The organism is Cylindrospermum stagnale PCC 7417 (assembly GCF_000317535.1).
In the GTDB taxonomy this organism is placed as follows: Bacteria; Cyanobacteriota; Cyanobacteriia; order Cyanobacteriales; family Nostocaceae; genus Cylindrospermum; species Cylindrospermum stagnale.
Genome location: NC_019757.1, coordinates 4,604,409 through 4,621,322 on the forward strand (window position 1 = coordinate 4,604,409; position 16,914 = coordinate 4,621,322).

Below are 16,914 nucleotides of genomic sequence, written 5' to 3' on the forward strand. Positions count from 1 at the left end.
ACACTCGATAATTTATTTTTTGGATATCTCTTAAAATTGAATTATATTAATCAGCAATAAATCAAGATAATGTTCAAGAAATTATCTAATTGCCTGAATATTTATCGAGAAAATGAATGTCTATAAAAGCTTCAGATATTTTAGATTGTGCTTTCTTTGGTCGTCCTTGCTTTGGAGAGCGTTTCAGTGGAGATACGGTAATTGTTGAAGAGCGAGAAGGACTGGTGTTTATAGCTATTGTTGATGTACTTGGACATGGACATGATGCTTATCTTGTTGCTCGTCAGATTGAAGATTTTCTCAAAGAAACTTGGAACAATGATGTAGTAGCAACTCTACATCAACTACACGCAGAAATTAAAGGAACTCGTGGTGCAGCCGCAGGTTTAAGTGTTCTGAATTTGGCAACAAGTGAGTTATCTTACACAGGCGTGGGCAATACAGTTCTTCGGGTTTTTGGCAATCGCTCAATCCGACTCTGCTCAACAGAAGGTATAATTGGCAGCCATCTTCGCACACCCATAGCACAGAAAATTGAGTTAAGCAAATCGGATATTATTTTACTTTATACAGATGGGATTAAAGATCATTTTGAAATAAATGATTATCCTCAGATTCTCTATGAAAGTCCTAATAGGATTTCTAGAAATATGGTGCGGCATTTTGATAAAGTCCATGATGATGCAACTTGTGTAGTTTTAAAGTACAGAAAATGATCCCATTAGGTAACATTCTTGTTAATCATCATCTACCTGTGAATGAGGTGCGAAACAAGGTTTTTACTGTTGTCAAATTGATGACTGGAGAAACTATTTTAGCTACTCGCATAGCTACGGCAACCTCAGAAATGTGCCGCTCTCTCTATAGATTGTCTATTAGCTTTCAAATTGAATTTGAGATTGACACGGCTGTTGGTAATTCTGTGTTTTGTTTGAATTTTACAGCTAATGAATCTTTGCCAGGCATCAACTTATTAACTCCATTTTTTGATCAAGTCAATTCCCTGACTTTAAAAAATAACTTGTATCGGGTGCAGGCTATGATTAGTTTGCGCAATCGCCAAATTTTTGATCAAGATGCCATCGCCAAAATTAAGTCTATTATCCAGCAAAAAAGCCGTAATGAATTAATGACAGAACTGGAAATTAGAAACCGTGAACTATATGAATCTCTGGATGATTTAAAGCAAACAACCATCATGAAAGAACAGCTTAAAGAACAAAATCTACGAATGGGAGCAGAACTCAATGTTTCCCGAATGCTCCAGCAGATGATTCTCCCAAAACCAGAAGAATTGGCAATTGAAAAACTCGATATCGCCGGATTCATGGAACCTGCTGATGAAGTGGGTGGAGATTACTATGATGTTCTGTATACAGATGGCGTAGTCACACTAGGTATTGGTGACGTAACCGGACACGGATTAGAAAGTGGTATTTTGATGCTGATGGTTCAAACTGCTGTTCGCACTCTGAAAGAAATTCAGGAAGTTGATCCAGTCAGATTTTTAGATGCACTGAATCGCACAATATATAAAAATGTGCAACGCATGAATTCTGAAAAAAGTTTAACTCTAGCAATTGTTAATTATGCAGATGGAGAAGTTAGTATTAGTGGACAGCATGAAGAAATTCTCATCATTCGCAACAACGGTAAAGTTGAACGAATTGACACGATGGACTTAGGGTTCCCTATTGGTTTAGATAGTGAAATTGCTGACTTTATCAGTCATATTACATTGGAGTTAAAACCGGGTGATGGAATTGCACTTTATACAGATGGCATTCCAGAGGCAAAAGATATTAATAAAATCCAGTATGGATTAGAGAGACTTTGTGAAGTAATTAGCGAGAATTGGCATAAATCTGCCCCAGATATCAAAGATGCAGTAATTACTGATGTGCGGCGACATATTGGCAAGCAAAAAGTATTCGATGACATCACTTTATTGGTGCTAAAGCGGCAAAGTGATCTTTATCAATAAATGTCACAAGATTTAGAAGTAATGTTGACAACATGAAACAATCAAGAAAATATGTTTTATCCAAAAAACACTTTTTGAAAAAGTTTTACCTTCCATTTAAGTAATGGCTTTATTCATAGTGTTATCTGTGTCTTGATTACTTATTTACCTTACAGGTTCTATAAACATGACTGAAGTATTTGGTGAATTTATCACAGACTTTCCTCTAGAGCAGGATTTCCTACAACTCACTTTTACCCCTAGCTCTCGTCCAATTAAGCAACGCTGGAAAAATAATCGCCTTTCTGCTCATTTCGTGGCTGATTACTTTGCTAATTTCCTCCCAGTTGATGAAAATGATCCAAGTCGTGAAAGGCGGATTAAGGAAAGCAAAGGTGCCGTTAGCTATGTAGCCAACGAGTTACTGGAAAATGCTATTAAGTATAACGATGAAAATTCCAATTACAAAGTTAAATTTGGTGTTCACTTTGTGGAAAATATCGATGATATAATAGCTGTAATTTTTGCGACTAATAGTGTCAAATCAGGAGATGTGGATAAATTAAAAGCGTTCATTGAAGAGTTACTTTCTTCCGATCCCAATGATATGTATATTAGCCAAGTCGAAAAAAGTGTTGAAGAAGATACAGAAGCGTCGGGTTTAGGTCTGTTGACGATGATTAATGACTATGGTGCTAAACTGGGTTGGAGCATAGACTTAATTGAAGGTGATTCCCCAGTTATGACTGTGACTACAATGGCTCAATTCAAAGTATAGTATTCATCAGTAAAAGTTTAATTATTAAATCATTTACTTCAGGAAGGATAAAAAATGCTGGCTCAGGAAATTAAGGGAGAAGATTATACCGTTCAATTTGAGCCTGATTCAACCACTATTAATTTTGAAGGTGAGTTGAGTCTTGGTGGACCTAATGAGTATGAACCAATCACTAATTTACTTAATGAGGTTGCTGCAACTGATCCAGAAACAATGACTATAAATTTGATAAAACTAGCATTTCTCAACAGTTCTGGTATCAGTATGCTCTCAAAATTTGTGATGAGTTTACGCAAAAAGAAAGGAACTCAGTTAATTGTATTAGGCTCTAATGATCAACCTTGGCAAGGTAAATCTTTGCAGAATCTAGTGAAATTATTACCTGGATTAAAACTAGAAGTACTCTGAAATAATTGGTAATTTTTACAGCACAAATTGCAAATATTCAGAAGCTAGCTCTTCTACTGATTCATTCATTTAAATCATCAAATAATGCTACAAAAAGTATTGCCATTTGAGATTAATACATGGGCGTTTATTGCCAGTAGTTTGTTGATTTCTATTGCTGGGGGAATGCTCATCTATTTCATTTTGTTTTACATTTTGCGTTCCATATTTCGCAAATTTGAACGGGATATTGCTCTGGTTACACTTAACGTTTCTACCTATCCAGCTTTAGCTATTTTTGTTTTAGCTGTCCTCAAGTTAACCTGTGAGAGATTACCTTCAGTTCAGATAATTGACAGCTTTGAAAATCTCATATCAGTCGGATTAATCATAGGGATTAGTTACTGGATAGTACAATTGTTTATCCAGGTTTTTATCTATTATCTCAAGGATTATACCCAGCAAACGGAAGCGATGTGGGATGATGTATTGCTTCCGCTTTTAGAAGCAGTAGTTCCTGTTGTAGTTTACCTAATCGCTAGTGTTTTGTCTCTACGCTTGCTTGGAGTCGATCTGACAGGAATTTGGGTAACTTTAGGTGGTGCAACATTTGTCATTGGTTTTGCTGCTCAAGGTATCCTAGCTAACTTTTTTAGTGGTGTGGTTCTCTTAATTGATACACCTTTTCAATTTGGTGATGTTTTACGACTGGATGATGGCTCAATTGCTATACTTGGAAAAATTGGTGTCAGGGTTACTCAACTCTATATACCTGACAAGCATTGCGATATTTATATTCCTAATAGTAATTTACAAAGTCAAAGTATTGTTAATCTTAGCCGTCCTACATCTTACTATCATTATTCAAACCAGGTTGAAGTATTAGTTGATCACGATTTGTGTGATGTTAAATTGGCGATGAAAGAGATCATTTTAGCTCATCCAGATACTTTAGGAGATATTGATACAAAATTAAATATGATTGATAGCCACTATCAAATCAACGAACTAATAAAACAACAAGAAATAGGTAAATTACGTTTAAATTCAGAACTGGCGGTTATTTTAAAACTAGAAGAAATTCAACAAGGACTTGAGGCATTAGTTGTTACTCTACAGTTTGCAGAAAAGGGTGGCTTAACTGAGGATGAAATTGAAAATGTGCAGCTAGAATATCGAGAAATTATGACTTTGATTGGGTTAAAAGCTGTTACTGAAAAACAAAATAATCGTGCTGTTTACACATTGCAAGAAGTTAGAGATAAGGATAGCTTAATTGAATTAGTCCGCAGATGGTATCGCATCTGGATTCGTGATCCCAACCTCTTAGATGATGATAGCTACATGATTTCTGAAGAATGGGAACGCAAGATTAATATACTAAAGCGGCGTTCACAGCGTCTATATCAAAAAATTTCTAATCCTCGAAGTGAGGAAACTCGAATTGATGATTATGTGATGGAACTAAATGAATGGTTTCAGAAAAGATTCAAGGAACCGCGACAAAAATGGCAAGAGCCGCAAATCATCATCAAAGGTACTAATCATAGCGATGATGGGGTGACTTATGTTGAGTTTAAGCTCAATTTCTTCGTTGATGATATCAAACTAGAAAATGGTAGAAGGGGTGAACGTGTTAGCAGCCAAATTTATCAAGAGATTTTGGAATATCTCAAGTCTAAAAATGTGAATTTGGCGAACTCACTTAAACAGCACTGAGTGCAAAGTAAATTAATTCCACCCAGTATATTGGTTGTATTCACGTAAGGATTCTCGTCAGGGGATATTGACAAGTGTGACAAAAGATTAGAATGCAAATGGACTATATCCTTCACCGATAACTATGGGTTGATTTCCCGTTACTGTGGTACTGCTGTGTTCTATAGTTTTTTCTTGCTTGCTTTTAGCTCAAAAAGTAGAAGCCTCCTACCTACCCGATAGGGAGGTGATGAGATGAATACGAGTGAGTGACTTTCTTGATTTTCCTCACTCATATTTGATATAATTCTAACCAATAGGTGTAACTCAATTAAATGCTGAAAAGCAGCCTATCAAAAAAGTTCAAAATTATCTCCAAAAGTCCCTAGGGCATAGGGCTTTAAAGCTCAGTTAATGTCCTCCTAGAGGAGTCGCTGAGAAGCCCACACTCACCCGAAGGGGAGTGTGTGGAGTATGTCACTTCGACCATTTAGTCTAAACTCCAGTCCACTACTTCCCGCACTAAGGACGCCAACTTCTCGGCGCTATCGGGAACTGCGATCGCCTTTGCCAACTCTCCCATCTTCCCTAATTCTGTCGGTGAGAGCAACAAACCCAAAACCTGAGTTTGCAAAATCTCCGCCGTCAACTCTGATTGCTTAAAGGTTAACGCCGCACCAGCTTTGGTAAACACGTCTGCATTGTAAGATTGATGATCTTCTGCCGCAAAGGGGTAAGGAATCAAAATTGCTGGAGTCCCACACACCGCCAATTCTGTTAAACTCCCAGCACCAGAACGACTAATTGCTAAATTTGCTCGTCGTAATAATGGTGCCATATCGTTGTAAAACGGCAAAGCGATATACTGGGGATGTTGCAAACTGTCCGCTTCTGGGTCATTATCGCCAGTTAAATGCACAATATAAGCACCAGCCGCAAACCAACTTGGTGCAGCTTGGCGAACTAATTTATTAATCCCCACGGCGCCTTGACTACCACCAAAGACGACAATTAAGGGTACACCCTCAGGAATCGCTAAATTTAAAGTTGGATTAATTTCCCCATCGCGGAATTGCGATCGCACCGGAGTACCCACGCAAACACTTTTAGCACGGGGTAAATATTGAGCAGCAACGGCAAATCCCACCGCCACCATGCTACACCAAGGTCCAAAAAACCGCGTTACCTTACCTGGTAAGGCATTAGATTCGTGGAAAACTACAGGTAAACCAAGGGAACGCGCCGCAATCACCGCTGGACCTGCGATATAACCCCCTGTGGTAAACACCCCTTGGAATTTACCTTGTTTCAAAAGTCGTCTCACATCCAGAACCGAACCGATGAGTTTACCCAAAATCCGCAGCGAGTCAAGCCCAAACCCTTGCTGAAACCCTGCAACTGCAATAGTATGCAAAGGATACTGTTTGGGGACAAGCTGAGTTTCTAGCCGGTCGGGAACCCCCAGCCATTCGATTTCATAATCAGGTAATTTTTCCGCCAGTGCGATCGCGGGAAACAAGTGTCCACCAGTCCCACTGGCCGCTATTAGTAATCGTATTGGTGCATTTGCCATCAGAGCTATACCATTTAGCGCCTAGCTTAACTAAGATAAAACAATTTCCTGGACTTCTCTAATCAAATCAGTAAACTCTTACAATGACTCACATTATTGCCTTATTACTGAAACACCACAACAGATTTCCTGCCAATAGTTCAGTAATTTTATTCCTACTGACACTTGGTTTAACCAGTAGTTGGCAATCTGCTCAAGCCATTACACCACAACACTTACAACCCTCTAGGAGTATACCTGCAAAAGTTACTCCCCCTACAAGACTACCCCATCAACTCAGTGCCGCCGAAAATGCACCCGCCGAACTAAAAAACCTGTTGACGCAAATTGACGCCGCTGCCAGTCGCGGGGATATTAAAGGGGTGATGCAATTCTACGGCTCTAATTTCACTCATGGGGATGGATTAAACCGCCTGACTTTGGAAAAATCCTTGACATCACTCTGGCAACGATACCCTAAATTGCGCTACACAACACAGTTGCAATCTTGGAAATCTGAAGGTAATAGTCTGATTGCGGAAACAGTAACTAAGATCACTGGCTCATCCTCTTTTAACAGTAATAATTTGACTCTTAATGCCACGATTACATCGCGCCAGCGCGTTACAGGTGCGAAAATCGTCAATCAAGACATTTTGTCAGAACGCACCCTCCTGACTTCCGGCAGCAAGCCACCCCAAGTGAATTTCCAACTACCACAACAGGTAAAAGTTGGTCAGAAATATAATTTTGATGCGATCGTTCAAGAACCACTGGGTGATGATTTTCTCCTGGGAACGGTGCTAGAAGAACCCATAGTTCCAGACAAATATCTCAAACCGACACCCGTGGATTTGGAATTACTGTCATCTGGCGGACTTTTTAAAGTGGGAAGCGCACCTCTAACCCCTGGTAGTCAATGGATTTCTGCGGTCATCCTGCGGGGTGATGGGATGACAATGATCACTCAGCGTCTACAAGTGGTGAAAAAGTAGTTATTGGTCAAACAGGTCATTGGTCATTGGTTCCGAATTATTGGAAAATGACTCTGGACTATTGACTTTTGATACTCAATGATTTCTTTAAAAAATCAAATCGTTTTGATTACTGGTGCAAGCAGTGGTATTGGTGCTGCTTGTGCCAAAATTTTTGCTGGTGCGGGTGCAAAGCTGATTTTGGCAGCGCGGCGGTTGGAACGTTTGCAGCAGTTAGCTGATGAACTGAATCAAATATTTGGCGGAGAAATTCATTTGTTACAGCTTGATGTGCGCGATCGCTCTGCTGTTGAATCTGCCATCTCTAATTTACCCCCTGACTGGTCGGAAATCGACATTTTGATTAACAACGCTGGTCTGAGTCGCGGTTTAGAAAAGTTACACGTTGGCGACTTTCAGGACTGGGAAGAAATGATTGATACGAATATCAAAGGCTTGCTGTACCTCAGTCGCTATGTTGTTCCGGGAATGCTTAATCGCGATCGCGGTCATGTGATCAATCTCGGTTCGATTGCTGGACATCAAACCTATCCCGGCGGTAACGTCTACTGTGCCACGAAAGCCGCAGTCAAAGCAATTTCTGAAGGTTTAAAACAAGATTTGTTGGGAACCCCTGTGCGGGTAACTTCCGTCGATCCTGGGATGGTGGAAACGGAATTTAGCGAAGTCCGTTTTCATGGTGATACTGAACGTGCAGAACGGGTTTATCAAGGCGTCACCCCCCTAACTCCCGATGATGTTGCTGATGTGATATTTTTCTGCGCCACGCGATCGCCTCATGTCAATATTAATCAAGTTGTGCTCATGCCAGTTGACCAAGCTAGCGCCACATTGGTGAATCGGCGAATATAAAATCAACCAACAATAAACCTATGCAGAATATGGCAAACACTGAAAACCCTGGAGTGACAGTACTCACAGCAATTAACACAGCGAAAGCTCTGACAATTGTCTGCTTAGTGGCTTTTGCTTTCATCTTCGGTATCCATGACTTACGACAGGTAATTTATCTGTGTCTGCACATCAGCTATTGTCTCTGGTGGCTACTGGAACAGTGGTTTTATCCCCAGCGGCGACAATTATTTAATCAACCTGCGCTTTTGATTGCGTTCATCTTCACCCTGTTATATGTTGGTGTTTTTTACGCCTTTCCAGGATACCTAGCCTTTACCAACCCTGTCCCCCTCTCAATCACAGAGGCAGCTATCGCACTACCACTGTACACATTTGGCACGCTGATTAATGCCGCTGCCGATGTGCAAAAGTTAACCTCCAAGCAATACAGTACTGGGCTAGTAAGTGATGGAATCTGGAGATTTTCCCGCAACATCAATTACTTTGGTGATTTGCTCCGGTATCTGAGTTTTAGCGTGGTAGCTGGTTCACCCTGGGCTTATTTACTCCCCGGCTCAATCTTGCTTCTCTACCTCCAGCGCATGTCCCAGAAAGAACAGTCAATGCCCGGCAAGTACCCAAACTACCCTGAGTATCAACAATCTAGCGCCCGCTTGATTCCGTTTATTTGGTAATCACTTTTGCGAGTGTATTATTGTAGTAGATAATTCATCTACCCAAAGAGATAACTTTGAAAGTCGCAGGTGAAGCAACATCTGTGATTTTTTCATGAAATTAGTTGCAACTCATAATCATTTCAAGTATGCTTTATTTAAGCAAATTGGATAAACAACCCCATAAAACGAAATTCTGGCGATCGCCGAGGCTACCAGTTTAGAACCAGGACTGGACACATTCATCATTCCTGAGAAATAAGTAATTTGAATTTTTTATCAGTTTCTAATGCGACCAACTACACAATGATTTACGGCAACTGCCCAGATTATAAAGAAATTGATTTAGTTAAATATCAGCCAACTTATGCACTAAAAAAGTTAATTTTGTGATGAGTAATAGACAATGCCCACCTCACAAAAAATTGGATTTGCAACAGCAGAGAAACAATGAGTAACACAAAAAAGATTGCAGTAGTTACTGGTGGAAATCGTGGTTTGGGATTTGCAGCTTCTCGCCAATTAGCTAAACAGGGATATCAGGTAATTCTCACCAGTCGGGATGAAGAAAAAGGCAAAGCAGCGGCTCTTCAGTTACAAAACGAAGGATTAGATGTAATCTTTCATCCCCTAGATGTTAATAGTGAAGAAAGTAGCCAGAAATTAGCCGAATTCATCCGCAAGCAGTTTGGTAGACTCGATGTCTTGGTGAATAATGCAGGTATATATCTTGATGTTAAAGGAGGAGATAATAGCATATTTAATGCTAAAATTGACACTTTGAGACAAACAATAGAAACCAACGTTTATGGCGTTTTGCGAGTGACTCAGGCGTTAATTCCATTAATGAAACAACAGAATTACGGAAGAATAGTTAATGTTTCTTCTGGCATGGGGCAGTTGACTGATATGCAGAGTGGTGCACCTGGATATCGGCTTTCTAAAACGGCTTTGAATGCCCTAACGCGGATTATTGCCAGCGAATTAAAGGACACAAATATTTTAGTTAACTCAGTTTGCCCCGGTTGGGTAAAAACCGACATGGGAGGAGCAGAAGCACCGCTAACCCCAGAACAAGGCGTTGATACAATTGTCTGGCTGGCAACACTTCCCGATCAAGGTGCTACTGGCGGATTTTTTCGCGATCGCCAAGCAATTGATTGGTAAAGCTACATTAAAAAGATATATAAATAAAAATCAACGTTCCCATCTATCTACCGGCTACCGACACAAAACTATGAGTGCAACTGCTACTATTTCTCAGAATCCCCTACTTCAAGGCCTTGGTTTGCCTCCCTTCACAGAAATTAAACCAGAGCAAGTAGAACCAGCCTTTAGCCAGCTGTTAGCAGAATTAAACAAACAATTGATTACCTTAGAGGCAAATGTACAACCTACTTGGAGTGGTTTAGTAGTACCTCTAGAAAAATTGACAGAAAAACTGTACTGGAGTTGGGGCATACTCAACCATTTAATGGGTGTGAAGAATAGCCCAAAACTTCGCGACGCTTATGAAGCTGTACAGCCGCAGGTAGTGCAATTTATCAACACCCTCGGTCAAAGCCAAGCCATATACAATGCTTTTAAGACACTCCGCGCTAGCAAAGCCTGGGAAAGCTTAGAATCAGCCCAGCAGCGCATTGTTGAAGCAGCCATCCGCGATGCCGAGTTTTCCGGTGTTGGTTTAACAGGAGAAGCACGCGATCGCTACAATGCTATTCAGATGGAATTAGCAGAACTATCCACCAAATTCTCTAACCATCTCCTCGATGCCACCAAAGCCTTTAGCCTAACCCTCACAAGCAAAGAAGAAATTGACGGCTTACCCAACAGCTTACTTAGTCTAGCTGCTCAAGCTGCCCGTGAAGCTGGAGAAGAAAACGCCACACCAGAAAATGGCCCCTGGCGGATCACTTTAAACTTCCCCAGCTACGGCCCTTTCATGCAACATAGCACCCGTCGGGATCTGCGCGAAAAGCTCTACAAAGCACACATCACTCGTGCTTCCACCGGAGAATTGGATAACAACCCCTTAATTGAACGCATTTTAGATTTGCGGCAAAAACTGGCAAATTTAATCGGCTTTGAGAATTTTGCCGCACTCAGCCTAGCTAGTAAAATGGCCCAGAACGTCCAAGCAGTAGAAAAGCTTTTAGAAGAATTACGCCAAGCCAGCTATGATGCTGCTGTCCAAGACTTAGAAGAACTCAAAGCCTTTGCCTTATCTAAGGGAGCAGCAGAAGCCGAAGATTTAAAACACTGGGATATCAGCTTTTGGGCAGAACGCCAACGAGAAGAAAAATTTGCCTTTACCGTTGAAGAATTACGTCCCTACTTCCCCCTACCCCAAGTGCTAGATGGTTTATTTGGGCTAGTAAAGCGGCTGTTTGGCGTCACTGTCACCCCAGCGGATGGACAAGCTCCAGTCTGGCATGAGGATGTGCGTTATTTCCAAATCGCTGATGAAAAAGGCGACACACTCGCCTACTTTTACCTAGATGCTTTCAGCCGTCCCGCAGAAAAGCGCGGTGGTGCTTGGATGGATGTGTGCATCAATCGGGGCAAAACTACAGAAAATGGTGTGACTGCCATCCGCTTACCTGTAGCCTATTTGATATGTAACCAAACTCCTCCAGTAGATGGCAATCCTAGCTTGATGACTTTCTATGAAGTAGAAACTTTGTTCCACGAGTTTGGACACGGCTTGCATCACATGCTCACCAAGGTTAACTACCCTTCAGCCGCAGGCATCAATAATGTAGAGTGGGATGCAGTGGAACTGCCCAGTCAGTTTATGGAAAACTGGTGCTATGACCGACCAACTTTCTTTGGCATGGCTAAACATTACGAAACTGGCGAACCTCTACCAGAGCATTATTATCAAAAGCTGCTAGCGGCACGCAATTATATGAGCGGTTCTGCTATGTTGCGGCAAGTTCACTTAAGCAGCGTTGATTTGGAACTACACCACCGCTATCACCCTGGTAGTGACGAAACTCCCGCAGATGTCCGTCATCGCATTGCTAAAACAACTTCTGTTTTGCCACCACTGCCAGAAGATGCTTTTTTATGCGCCTTTGGACACATTTTTGAAGGTGGTTATGCAGCCGGTTACTACAGTTATAAGTGGGCTGAAGTCCTGAGTGCTGACGCTTTTGCCGCTTTTGAAGAAGCAGGGCTAGAAAATGAAGCAGCGTTACAAGCCACAGGTAAACGCTACCGTGATACTGTGCTGGCCTTGGGCGGTAGCAAGCATCCAATGGAGGTATTTAAATCCTTCCGAGGACGGGAACCGAGTACAGGTGCTTTGCTTAAGCACAATGGTTTGTTGGCTGCTGTTTAATATCGTTGGGTGGGCATTGCCCACCATTTTCGATCTAATACCAATTCTCTGTAAGGCAGAAAAAATTGCCGAGAGTTATAGCGTAAAAATAAAAAATGCTGATTTTCTTCTTCTAGTCTATGAAATAGAAAGGTCTTTATCGTTATGTCTAAGTCTTCAAAAAGACACCTAGAAGATTTAGTTCGAGAGATTGAAGGGGCTTTCTCTACTAGCCAATACCCCGGAGATGATCAACTTGTGTATGATACAGCACTTCCCGCTGTTATGAGGTACAGTAGCAGCAACTAGCAAACCAGTTTCTTAAATGCAGAGGATTTATTAAGTCGAGCGCAACTGAGATTAGTTTATCAACCATTTCTGTTGTAGTTGGAGCAAAACTACGTAAGAAAAATTTGAGTTGTGACCACCATAATTCAATTGGATTAAAATCAGGAGAGTATGATGATAAACTTAGGACTGAAGCGCCGACAGCTTCAATCATTGGCACAATTGAATCTCGTTTATGTGTGGATAAATTATCCATTACTACCACTGCCCCTGACCATAACTGCGGCACTAAAAACTTAGATACAAATACTTCAAATGCGTTGCCATCCATTGAATCATTCATTGTCATTAATGCCACTACTTTTTTAATACTAATGGCTCCAATTACTGTAACCTTTGAACCCCGATAGAAGGGGTTGAGAGAGTAAGCTCTTGTTCCCAATTGTGAACGGGCATGAGTCCTTTTTAAACCAAGTAGGATACCAGTTTCGTCAAGAAATACTAAATTTTCTGGTTTTATATTTTTGACCTGATCCCAATAATTTAATCTTAAATTCAGTACTCTTTCTGTCCCTGCTTGGGTACTCCGCGTTGTTTTTTTTTACGATTTAATCCTAATTTCTGTAATGCGGAACACATTGCACTTCGACCTACCCAATTACCAGTCTTGTCTGCAAATAATTCACATAACTCTATCAATGTTGCATCTGGATGTGCTTCAACTAATTCTCTTAAATCTATGTCCGCATTTGTCAGATGACTAAATTGTGGTTTTCCTCGCGGTTTGGGTTGTAAATTTCCCTCAAGTTTTTGTTGTTTTACAAGCTTTTGTACTAAACTTTTTGACACAGAAAATATATTAGCTACTTTCCTGATTGATATGTTTTTCTGAATATGCGCCGCCACTATTTTTTCTCGAAGGTCGACAGAGTATGACTTCATTTAAAAGTATTTGTATTTTCATCTAGTGTACCTTATTACAGACGGAAGTGCTGTAATAGTGGAAACCATCTTGAGTGTGAAGAAATTGCCAGAGATTTTAGAGGCAAAGACTGGAAAAAAATACCTCTAGAAACACTACGGTATAATGCTGATAGCTTATTCTTTTTTACTCCACAAGCTTACCGCTTTTATTTACCAGCTTATCTTCTCGCTTCAATACAATTTTATCGTGAAGCAGATATTATCACTAACAACTTTGTTCATAGTTTAACGGCTCCTGAAGAGCAGGGATCTGAAATGAAGCGATTCTTTTTTCGAGTTAGTTTCTTCAGTTTAACTCAAAAATCAGCTATTAGATCATTTTTGAAGTTCTTGTTGACTGAACATTCCGGCGACTTTCCACTGGGCGATATAAACACAGCAATTGAAAGATTTTAGAGAAGTGAGAACATTTGATTTGACACTCTCAAAGTCTTTAGATGCTGAGATTCCTTGTACTCTTTGAGAAGACTTACGCCTACAACGATTCCACTTGAGATGCGATGTCTTTGGTGGTGGTTCGCATCATGAAGTTCGAAATGAAGCCAGGCAATATGTTGCTTCTATAATTTGTTGTGAATGCTGCCAAAAAAATCCAAAAACTCAGGAGGAGAAAAAGTCAGAATATTGTGCTATCTTACCAAAGAAGATAGTACCTGACGCTGGTGAATTAGCACCACAAGGCGCTTTACCTAAGGGTAATTCCTCAATTGCCACCTTAGACAATTCAGATGTAGATTAGGTTGGGTTAAGCAAAGCAAAAACCAATATTTATCCTGAAGAAATATGCGGAGATAGGTATTTGCGAATTGAACTGCCCTTAGATTTTTAAAATTAGCCGACCATGCAAAGAAGACAAAGATTACTTGATGATATTATCGCAGGTATCGATGATGCTTATGGAAATATTTGTACCGATAATTGCTTTCGTGTGCTTTATGGTCTACCTACCGATTTGCAACTAGAACTTGCCTACTTTATAATGTCACGTTATCTTCCTATCTTTGAAAGAAAACACCCTGAGATAACTGTACCAAGACAAATTATCAGTGATATCTCCAAATATTTCGAGACATTTGCTAGAGGAGTAAATATGGATGCTGTAAAATCATTTACAGCAGAAGTTAGCTATGAACGTAGCTGTCATAGTGTCTTACTGGCTTATTCTCATCAAAATGATTTATTCACAGTCACTTCATCTTGTACTTGCGCTATTCGCTCAGTAATTAATGCTCGTCGAACTAATGTGTGGGAAGCTGACGATCCTGAAGCCTGGGAAAAGTCCCAAAAAAGAGAATATGTTCCCAGAGAACGTATACCTATATTTAACGCAGCAGGATATGCTGTTTTTGCTAGAGAATGGGAAGAGGTGGTGAAATGGCTCAGAGAAAAGGAGATTTGGAATTATCCTGATGAAGTTAATTTAGAGTTGATAGAGCGACAACTAGAGTATTGGATAGATAATATGTATGTTTTAATAGTTCCAGAAATAGCCGAACTATTGAGCCAAGAACCGGATGATACTTCCGTTGATGACATGAACGATAATTAATTAGTATATGAGATTGGGTTAAGAGGTTGTTTGAAAAGTATCAAAATTGATCTAGATCCCCCCTTGCCCCCCTTAAAAAGGGGGGTAAAACTTCTTAAAGTCCCCCTTTTTAAGGGGAGCCAGCGCGGTCTTGGGGGTCTCCCCCATGAGCGACTGGCGTGGATTTAGGGGGATCTGCTAGTGCTTAATACATCACCAAAAAGTTTTCAAATATCCTCTAAGAGGCTGTTTATAAAGTGCTATTTCTACAGGTGCATTTATAGTTTGGGTGTTTGCTTTAGGGGAACCATTTGCTACGACTTTTCAAGGCTTTTATAAACCTTTATATGGTTCATTACTAATGATTGCTTACACTTTTGTGGTTGCGCTCATCATTCCTGCGGAGAGTAAATAATCTGGTGAGGTAGCAAAAATCCAAATATTTTAGAACTTACGCTCTGAAGTTTTTCCGTACTCACTTTTTTAGTGCTATTGGTGCTTTTACGCAACTAGAATGAATGCGAACAGAAGAGTTAATTGAAAACTGGTACGAAGAAAGTGCGAAATTTACCTTTTCAAGTAGCTCGTGATTTTATCCTCGAACATCTAAAACAGAAGGTGGGCTTGAATACACATAGTTAGTTTCCTGTCAATGCATAAGTCTTGCTAATATAATTATTCACCTACTTTTTGAGGAAATTCTTTGCAATACTTAACTAAGTTCTAATTAAAAAACTTAAATATAGATTAAAAATAATAACTAGCATCATATTTCGTGAAGTTTATCAGGCAGAATTAGAAGTATGCTTAATTTATCGAAAGCTTAGTTGAAACTTAAAGTAACGAGGTGCAAAGAAACTTAAATGTTCGTTAGTATTTTGTCCCGATGATTGGTTCTCCTTACTAATGACTAAAAACTCAAGTTTATTTGTACTGATTTACTGACTAGCTGATTAAGCAAGATGGAGAACATCTGATAGTCGCTCAGAACTAGCAGCAAAAGCCCAAGAAACCTTATCAACCATTACGTAAAATGATAGAAAAAATTTTGCTGGCTGTCTCTGGATTGGGACACGCGGAAGAAATGCTCAAGACGTTGAAACAGGTGCCATCAATCCAATCTGCCAAAGTTACAGTTTTGCATGTTGTGCCTAGCCAAAGTACCACTGAGGCGATGACAGCTAAATGGGAAGAAGGTGGCAAAATTCTGGCTAATGCTATTGTGTCTTTGAATTTAGACCCCAGCCAGGTTTCTTCAATTTTGCGGCAAGGTGACCCCAAAGATGTTGTTTGTCAAATAGCTGATGAAATGGAAGCTGACTTGATTATTATGGGTTCACGGGGACTGAAGCGGCTGCAATCGATTTTAGCAAACTCGGTCAGTCAGTATGTTTTCCAATTGTCTTCTCGCCCCATGTTGCTAGTCAAAGATGACATTTATGTCAAAAGAATTAAGCGCGTTATGGTGGCAATAGACAATTCAGACGCGGCCAAGAAATGCTTGGATTTGGCTCTGTTTTTGCTGCGTGGTATTCCGGAAGGGCAGTTAATTTTGGCTAATGTAACTCAAGACTTAAACGGCAAAACTACGGAAATTACGGATATTAAGCCAGATAAAAATTCGGCTTTGGCAGCCGCAGTTACAGCAGCCGAAAACCAAGGTGTGTCAACTCGTTGTGTTCGTAGTAGTGGCAAACCTGGTGAAGAAATTTGTCGCTTGGCGAAGGAATTGAATACGGACTTATTGCTGCTTGGTTCTCCAGATCGTCGTCCGTCTATTGCTAAGAGTTTTGTGGATATAGACAGACTCTTGGGGGCTTCTTTGTCTGACTATGTTCGAGTTAATGCCACTTGTCCTGTGTTGTTGGCGCGGACTGTGGCTTAAAGTCAAAATTGAGTTAGCGGTGGATC

General features: G+C 40.4%; 16 protein-coding genes and 1 pseudogene. 14 read left to right on the plus strand and 3 right to left on the minus strand.

The genetic code is table 11. The annotated features are described in order from the left end of the window. Positions 1–116: 116 nt before the first annotated feature. The 5 genes from CYLST_RS19295 to CYLST_RS19315 all read left to right on the plus strand — a co-directional run bounded on the left by CYLST_RS19295 (position 117) and on the right by CYLST_RS19315 (position 4,847). Positions 117–716: a SpoIIE family protein phosphatase gene (locus tag CYLST_RS19295; protein WP_015209411.1), complete on the plus strand. Its 600-nt coding sequence runs from the start codon at positions 117–119 to the stop codon at positions 714–716. Next, entirely contained in the window at positions 713–1,984 is a 1,272-nt protein-coding gene (locus tag CYLST_RS19300; RefSeq protein ID WP_015209412.1) for a PP2C family protein-serine/threonine phosphatase, read from the plus strand. Before CYLST_RS19295 ends, CYLST_RS19300 begins: the two co-directional genes overlap by 4 nt. 166 nt (positions 1,985–2,150) lie before the next feature. After that, positions 2,151–2,741, plus strand: coding sequence for a slr1658 family protein (locus tag CYLST_RS19305; RefSeq protein ID WP_015209413.1), 591 nt, complete (start codon positions 2,151–2,153; stop codon positions 2,739–2,741). Positions 2,742–2,795: 54 nt separating this feature from the next. Next, complete coding sequence (locus tag CYLST_RS19310) at positions 2,796–3,149, plus strand: slr1659 superfamily regulator (RefSeq protein ID WP_015209414.1); 354 nt, start codon at positions 2,796–2,798, stop codon at positions 3,147–3,149. 84 nt (positions 3,150–3,233) lie between these two features. Then, on the plus strand, positions 3,234–4,847 hold the full coding sequence (locus CYLST_RS19315) for a mechanosensitive ion channel family protein (protein ID WP_015209415.1): 1,614 nt from the start codon (positions 3,234–3,236) through the stop codon (positions 4,845–4,847). Between the two features lie 469 nt (positions 4,848–5,316). On the opposite strand, the gene murG is transcribed toward CYLST_RS19315, so the two are convergent. Beyond that, complete coding sequence (gene murG, locus CYLST_RS19320) at positions 5,317–6,399, minus strand: undecaprenyldiphospho-muramoylpentapeptide beta-N-acetylglucosaminyltransferase (protein WP_015209416.1); 1,083 nt, start codon at positions 6,397–6,399, stop codon at positions 5,317–5,319. Between the two features lie 83 nt (positions 6,400–6,482). On the opposite strand from murG, the gene CYLST_RS19325 reads away from it, so the two are divergent. The 5 genes from CYLST_RS19325 to CYLST_RS19345 all read left to right on the plus strand — a co-directional run bounded on the left by CYLST_RS19325 (position 6,483) and on the right by CYLST_RS19345 (position 12,224). Then, a complete protein-coding gene (locus CYLST_RS19325) occupies positions 6,483–7,373 on the plus strand; it encodes a hypothetical protein (RefSeq protein ID WP_015209417.1) in 891 nt (296 codons plus the stop codon). Positions 7,374–7,451: 78 nt separating this feature from the next. Continuing rightward, positions 7,452–8,225, plus strand: coding sequence for an SDR family oxidoreductase (locus CYLST_RS19330; protein WP_015209418.1), 774 nt, complete (start codon positions 7,452–7,454; stop codon positions 8,223–8,225). Between the two features lie 20 nt (positions 8,226–8,245). Beyond that, on the plus strand, positions 8,246–8,902 hold the full coding sequence (locus CYLST_RS19335) for a DUF1295 domain-containing protein (protein ID WP_041233172.1): 657 nt from the start codon (positions 8,246–8,248) through the stop codon (positions 8,900–8,902). A 429-nt stretch (positions 8,903–9,331) separates the two neighbouring features. Then, entirely contained in the window at positions 9,332–10,048 is a 717-nt protein-coding gene (locus CYLST_RS19340; RefSeq protein ID WP_015209420.1) for an SDR family oxidoreductase, read from the plus strand. A 70-nt stretch (positions 10,049–10,118) separates the two neighbouring features. Beyond that, positions 10,119–12,224 carry a M3 family metallopeptidase gene (locus CYLST_RS19345; protein ID WP_015209421.1) on the plus strand — a complete coding sequence of 702 codons (2,106 nt, stop codon included), beginning with the start codon at positions 10,119–10,121 and terminating at the stop codon, positions 12,222–12,224. Between the two features lie 262 nt (positions 12,225–12,486). On the opposite strand, the gene CYLST_RS19350 is transcribed toward CYLST_RS19345, so the two are convergent. Then, positions 12,487–13,050, minus strand: a complete 564-nt coding sequence (locus tag CYLST_RS19350) for a transposase (protein ID WP_041233173.1) — start codon at positions 13,048–13,050, stop codon at positions 12,487–12,489. Beyond that, positions 13,047–13,433 (minus strand): helix-turn-helix domain-containing protein, encoded by a 387-nt coding sequence (locus CYLST_RS19355; RefSeq protein WP_041233174.1) that lies wholly within the window; start codon positions 13,431–13,433, stop codon positions 13,047–13,049. Before CYLST_RS19355 ends, CYLST_RS19350 begins: the two co-directional genes overlap by 4 nt. 84 nt (positions 13,434–13,517) lie before the next feature. Here CYLST_RS19355 and CYLST_RS36815 point away from each other — a divergent pair, with 84 nt between their 5' ends. The 4 genes and pseudogenes from CYLST_RS36815 to CYLST_RS19365 all read left to right on the plus strand — a co-directional run bounded on the left by CYLST_RS36815 (position 13,518) and on the right by CYLST_RS19365 (position 16,888). Continuing rightward, entirely contained in the window at positions 13,518–13,871 is a 354-nt protein-coding gene (locus tag CYLST_RS36815; protein ID WP_425389086.1) for a DUF6714 family protein, read from the plus strand. 445 nt (positions 13,872–14,316) lie between these two features. Next, entirely contained in the window at positions 14,317–15,024 is a 708-nt protein-coding gene (locus CYLST_RS19360) for a hypothetical protein (protein WP_015209423.1), read from the plus strand. A 449-nt stretch (positions 15,025–15,473) separates the two neighbouring features. After that, positions 15,474–15,645 (plus strand): annotated as a pseudogene (locus tag CYLST_RS36820) (IS701 family transposase); the annotation flags it as partial. A gap of 391 nt (positions 15,646–16,036) precedes the next feature. Beyond that, the gene (locus tag CYLST_RS19365; RefSeq protein WP_015209424.1) at positions 16,037–16,888 is read left to right on the plus strand and encodes a universal stress protein; all 852 of its coding nucleotides are present in this window, start codon (positions 16,037–16,039) and stop codon (positions 16,886–16,888) included. The last annotated feature ends 26 nt before the right edge of the window (positions 16,889–16,914 follow it).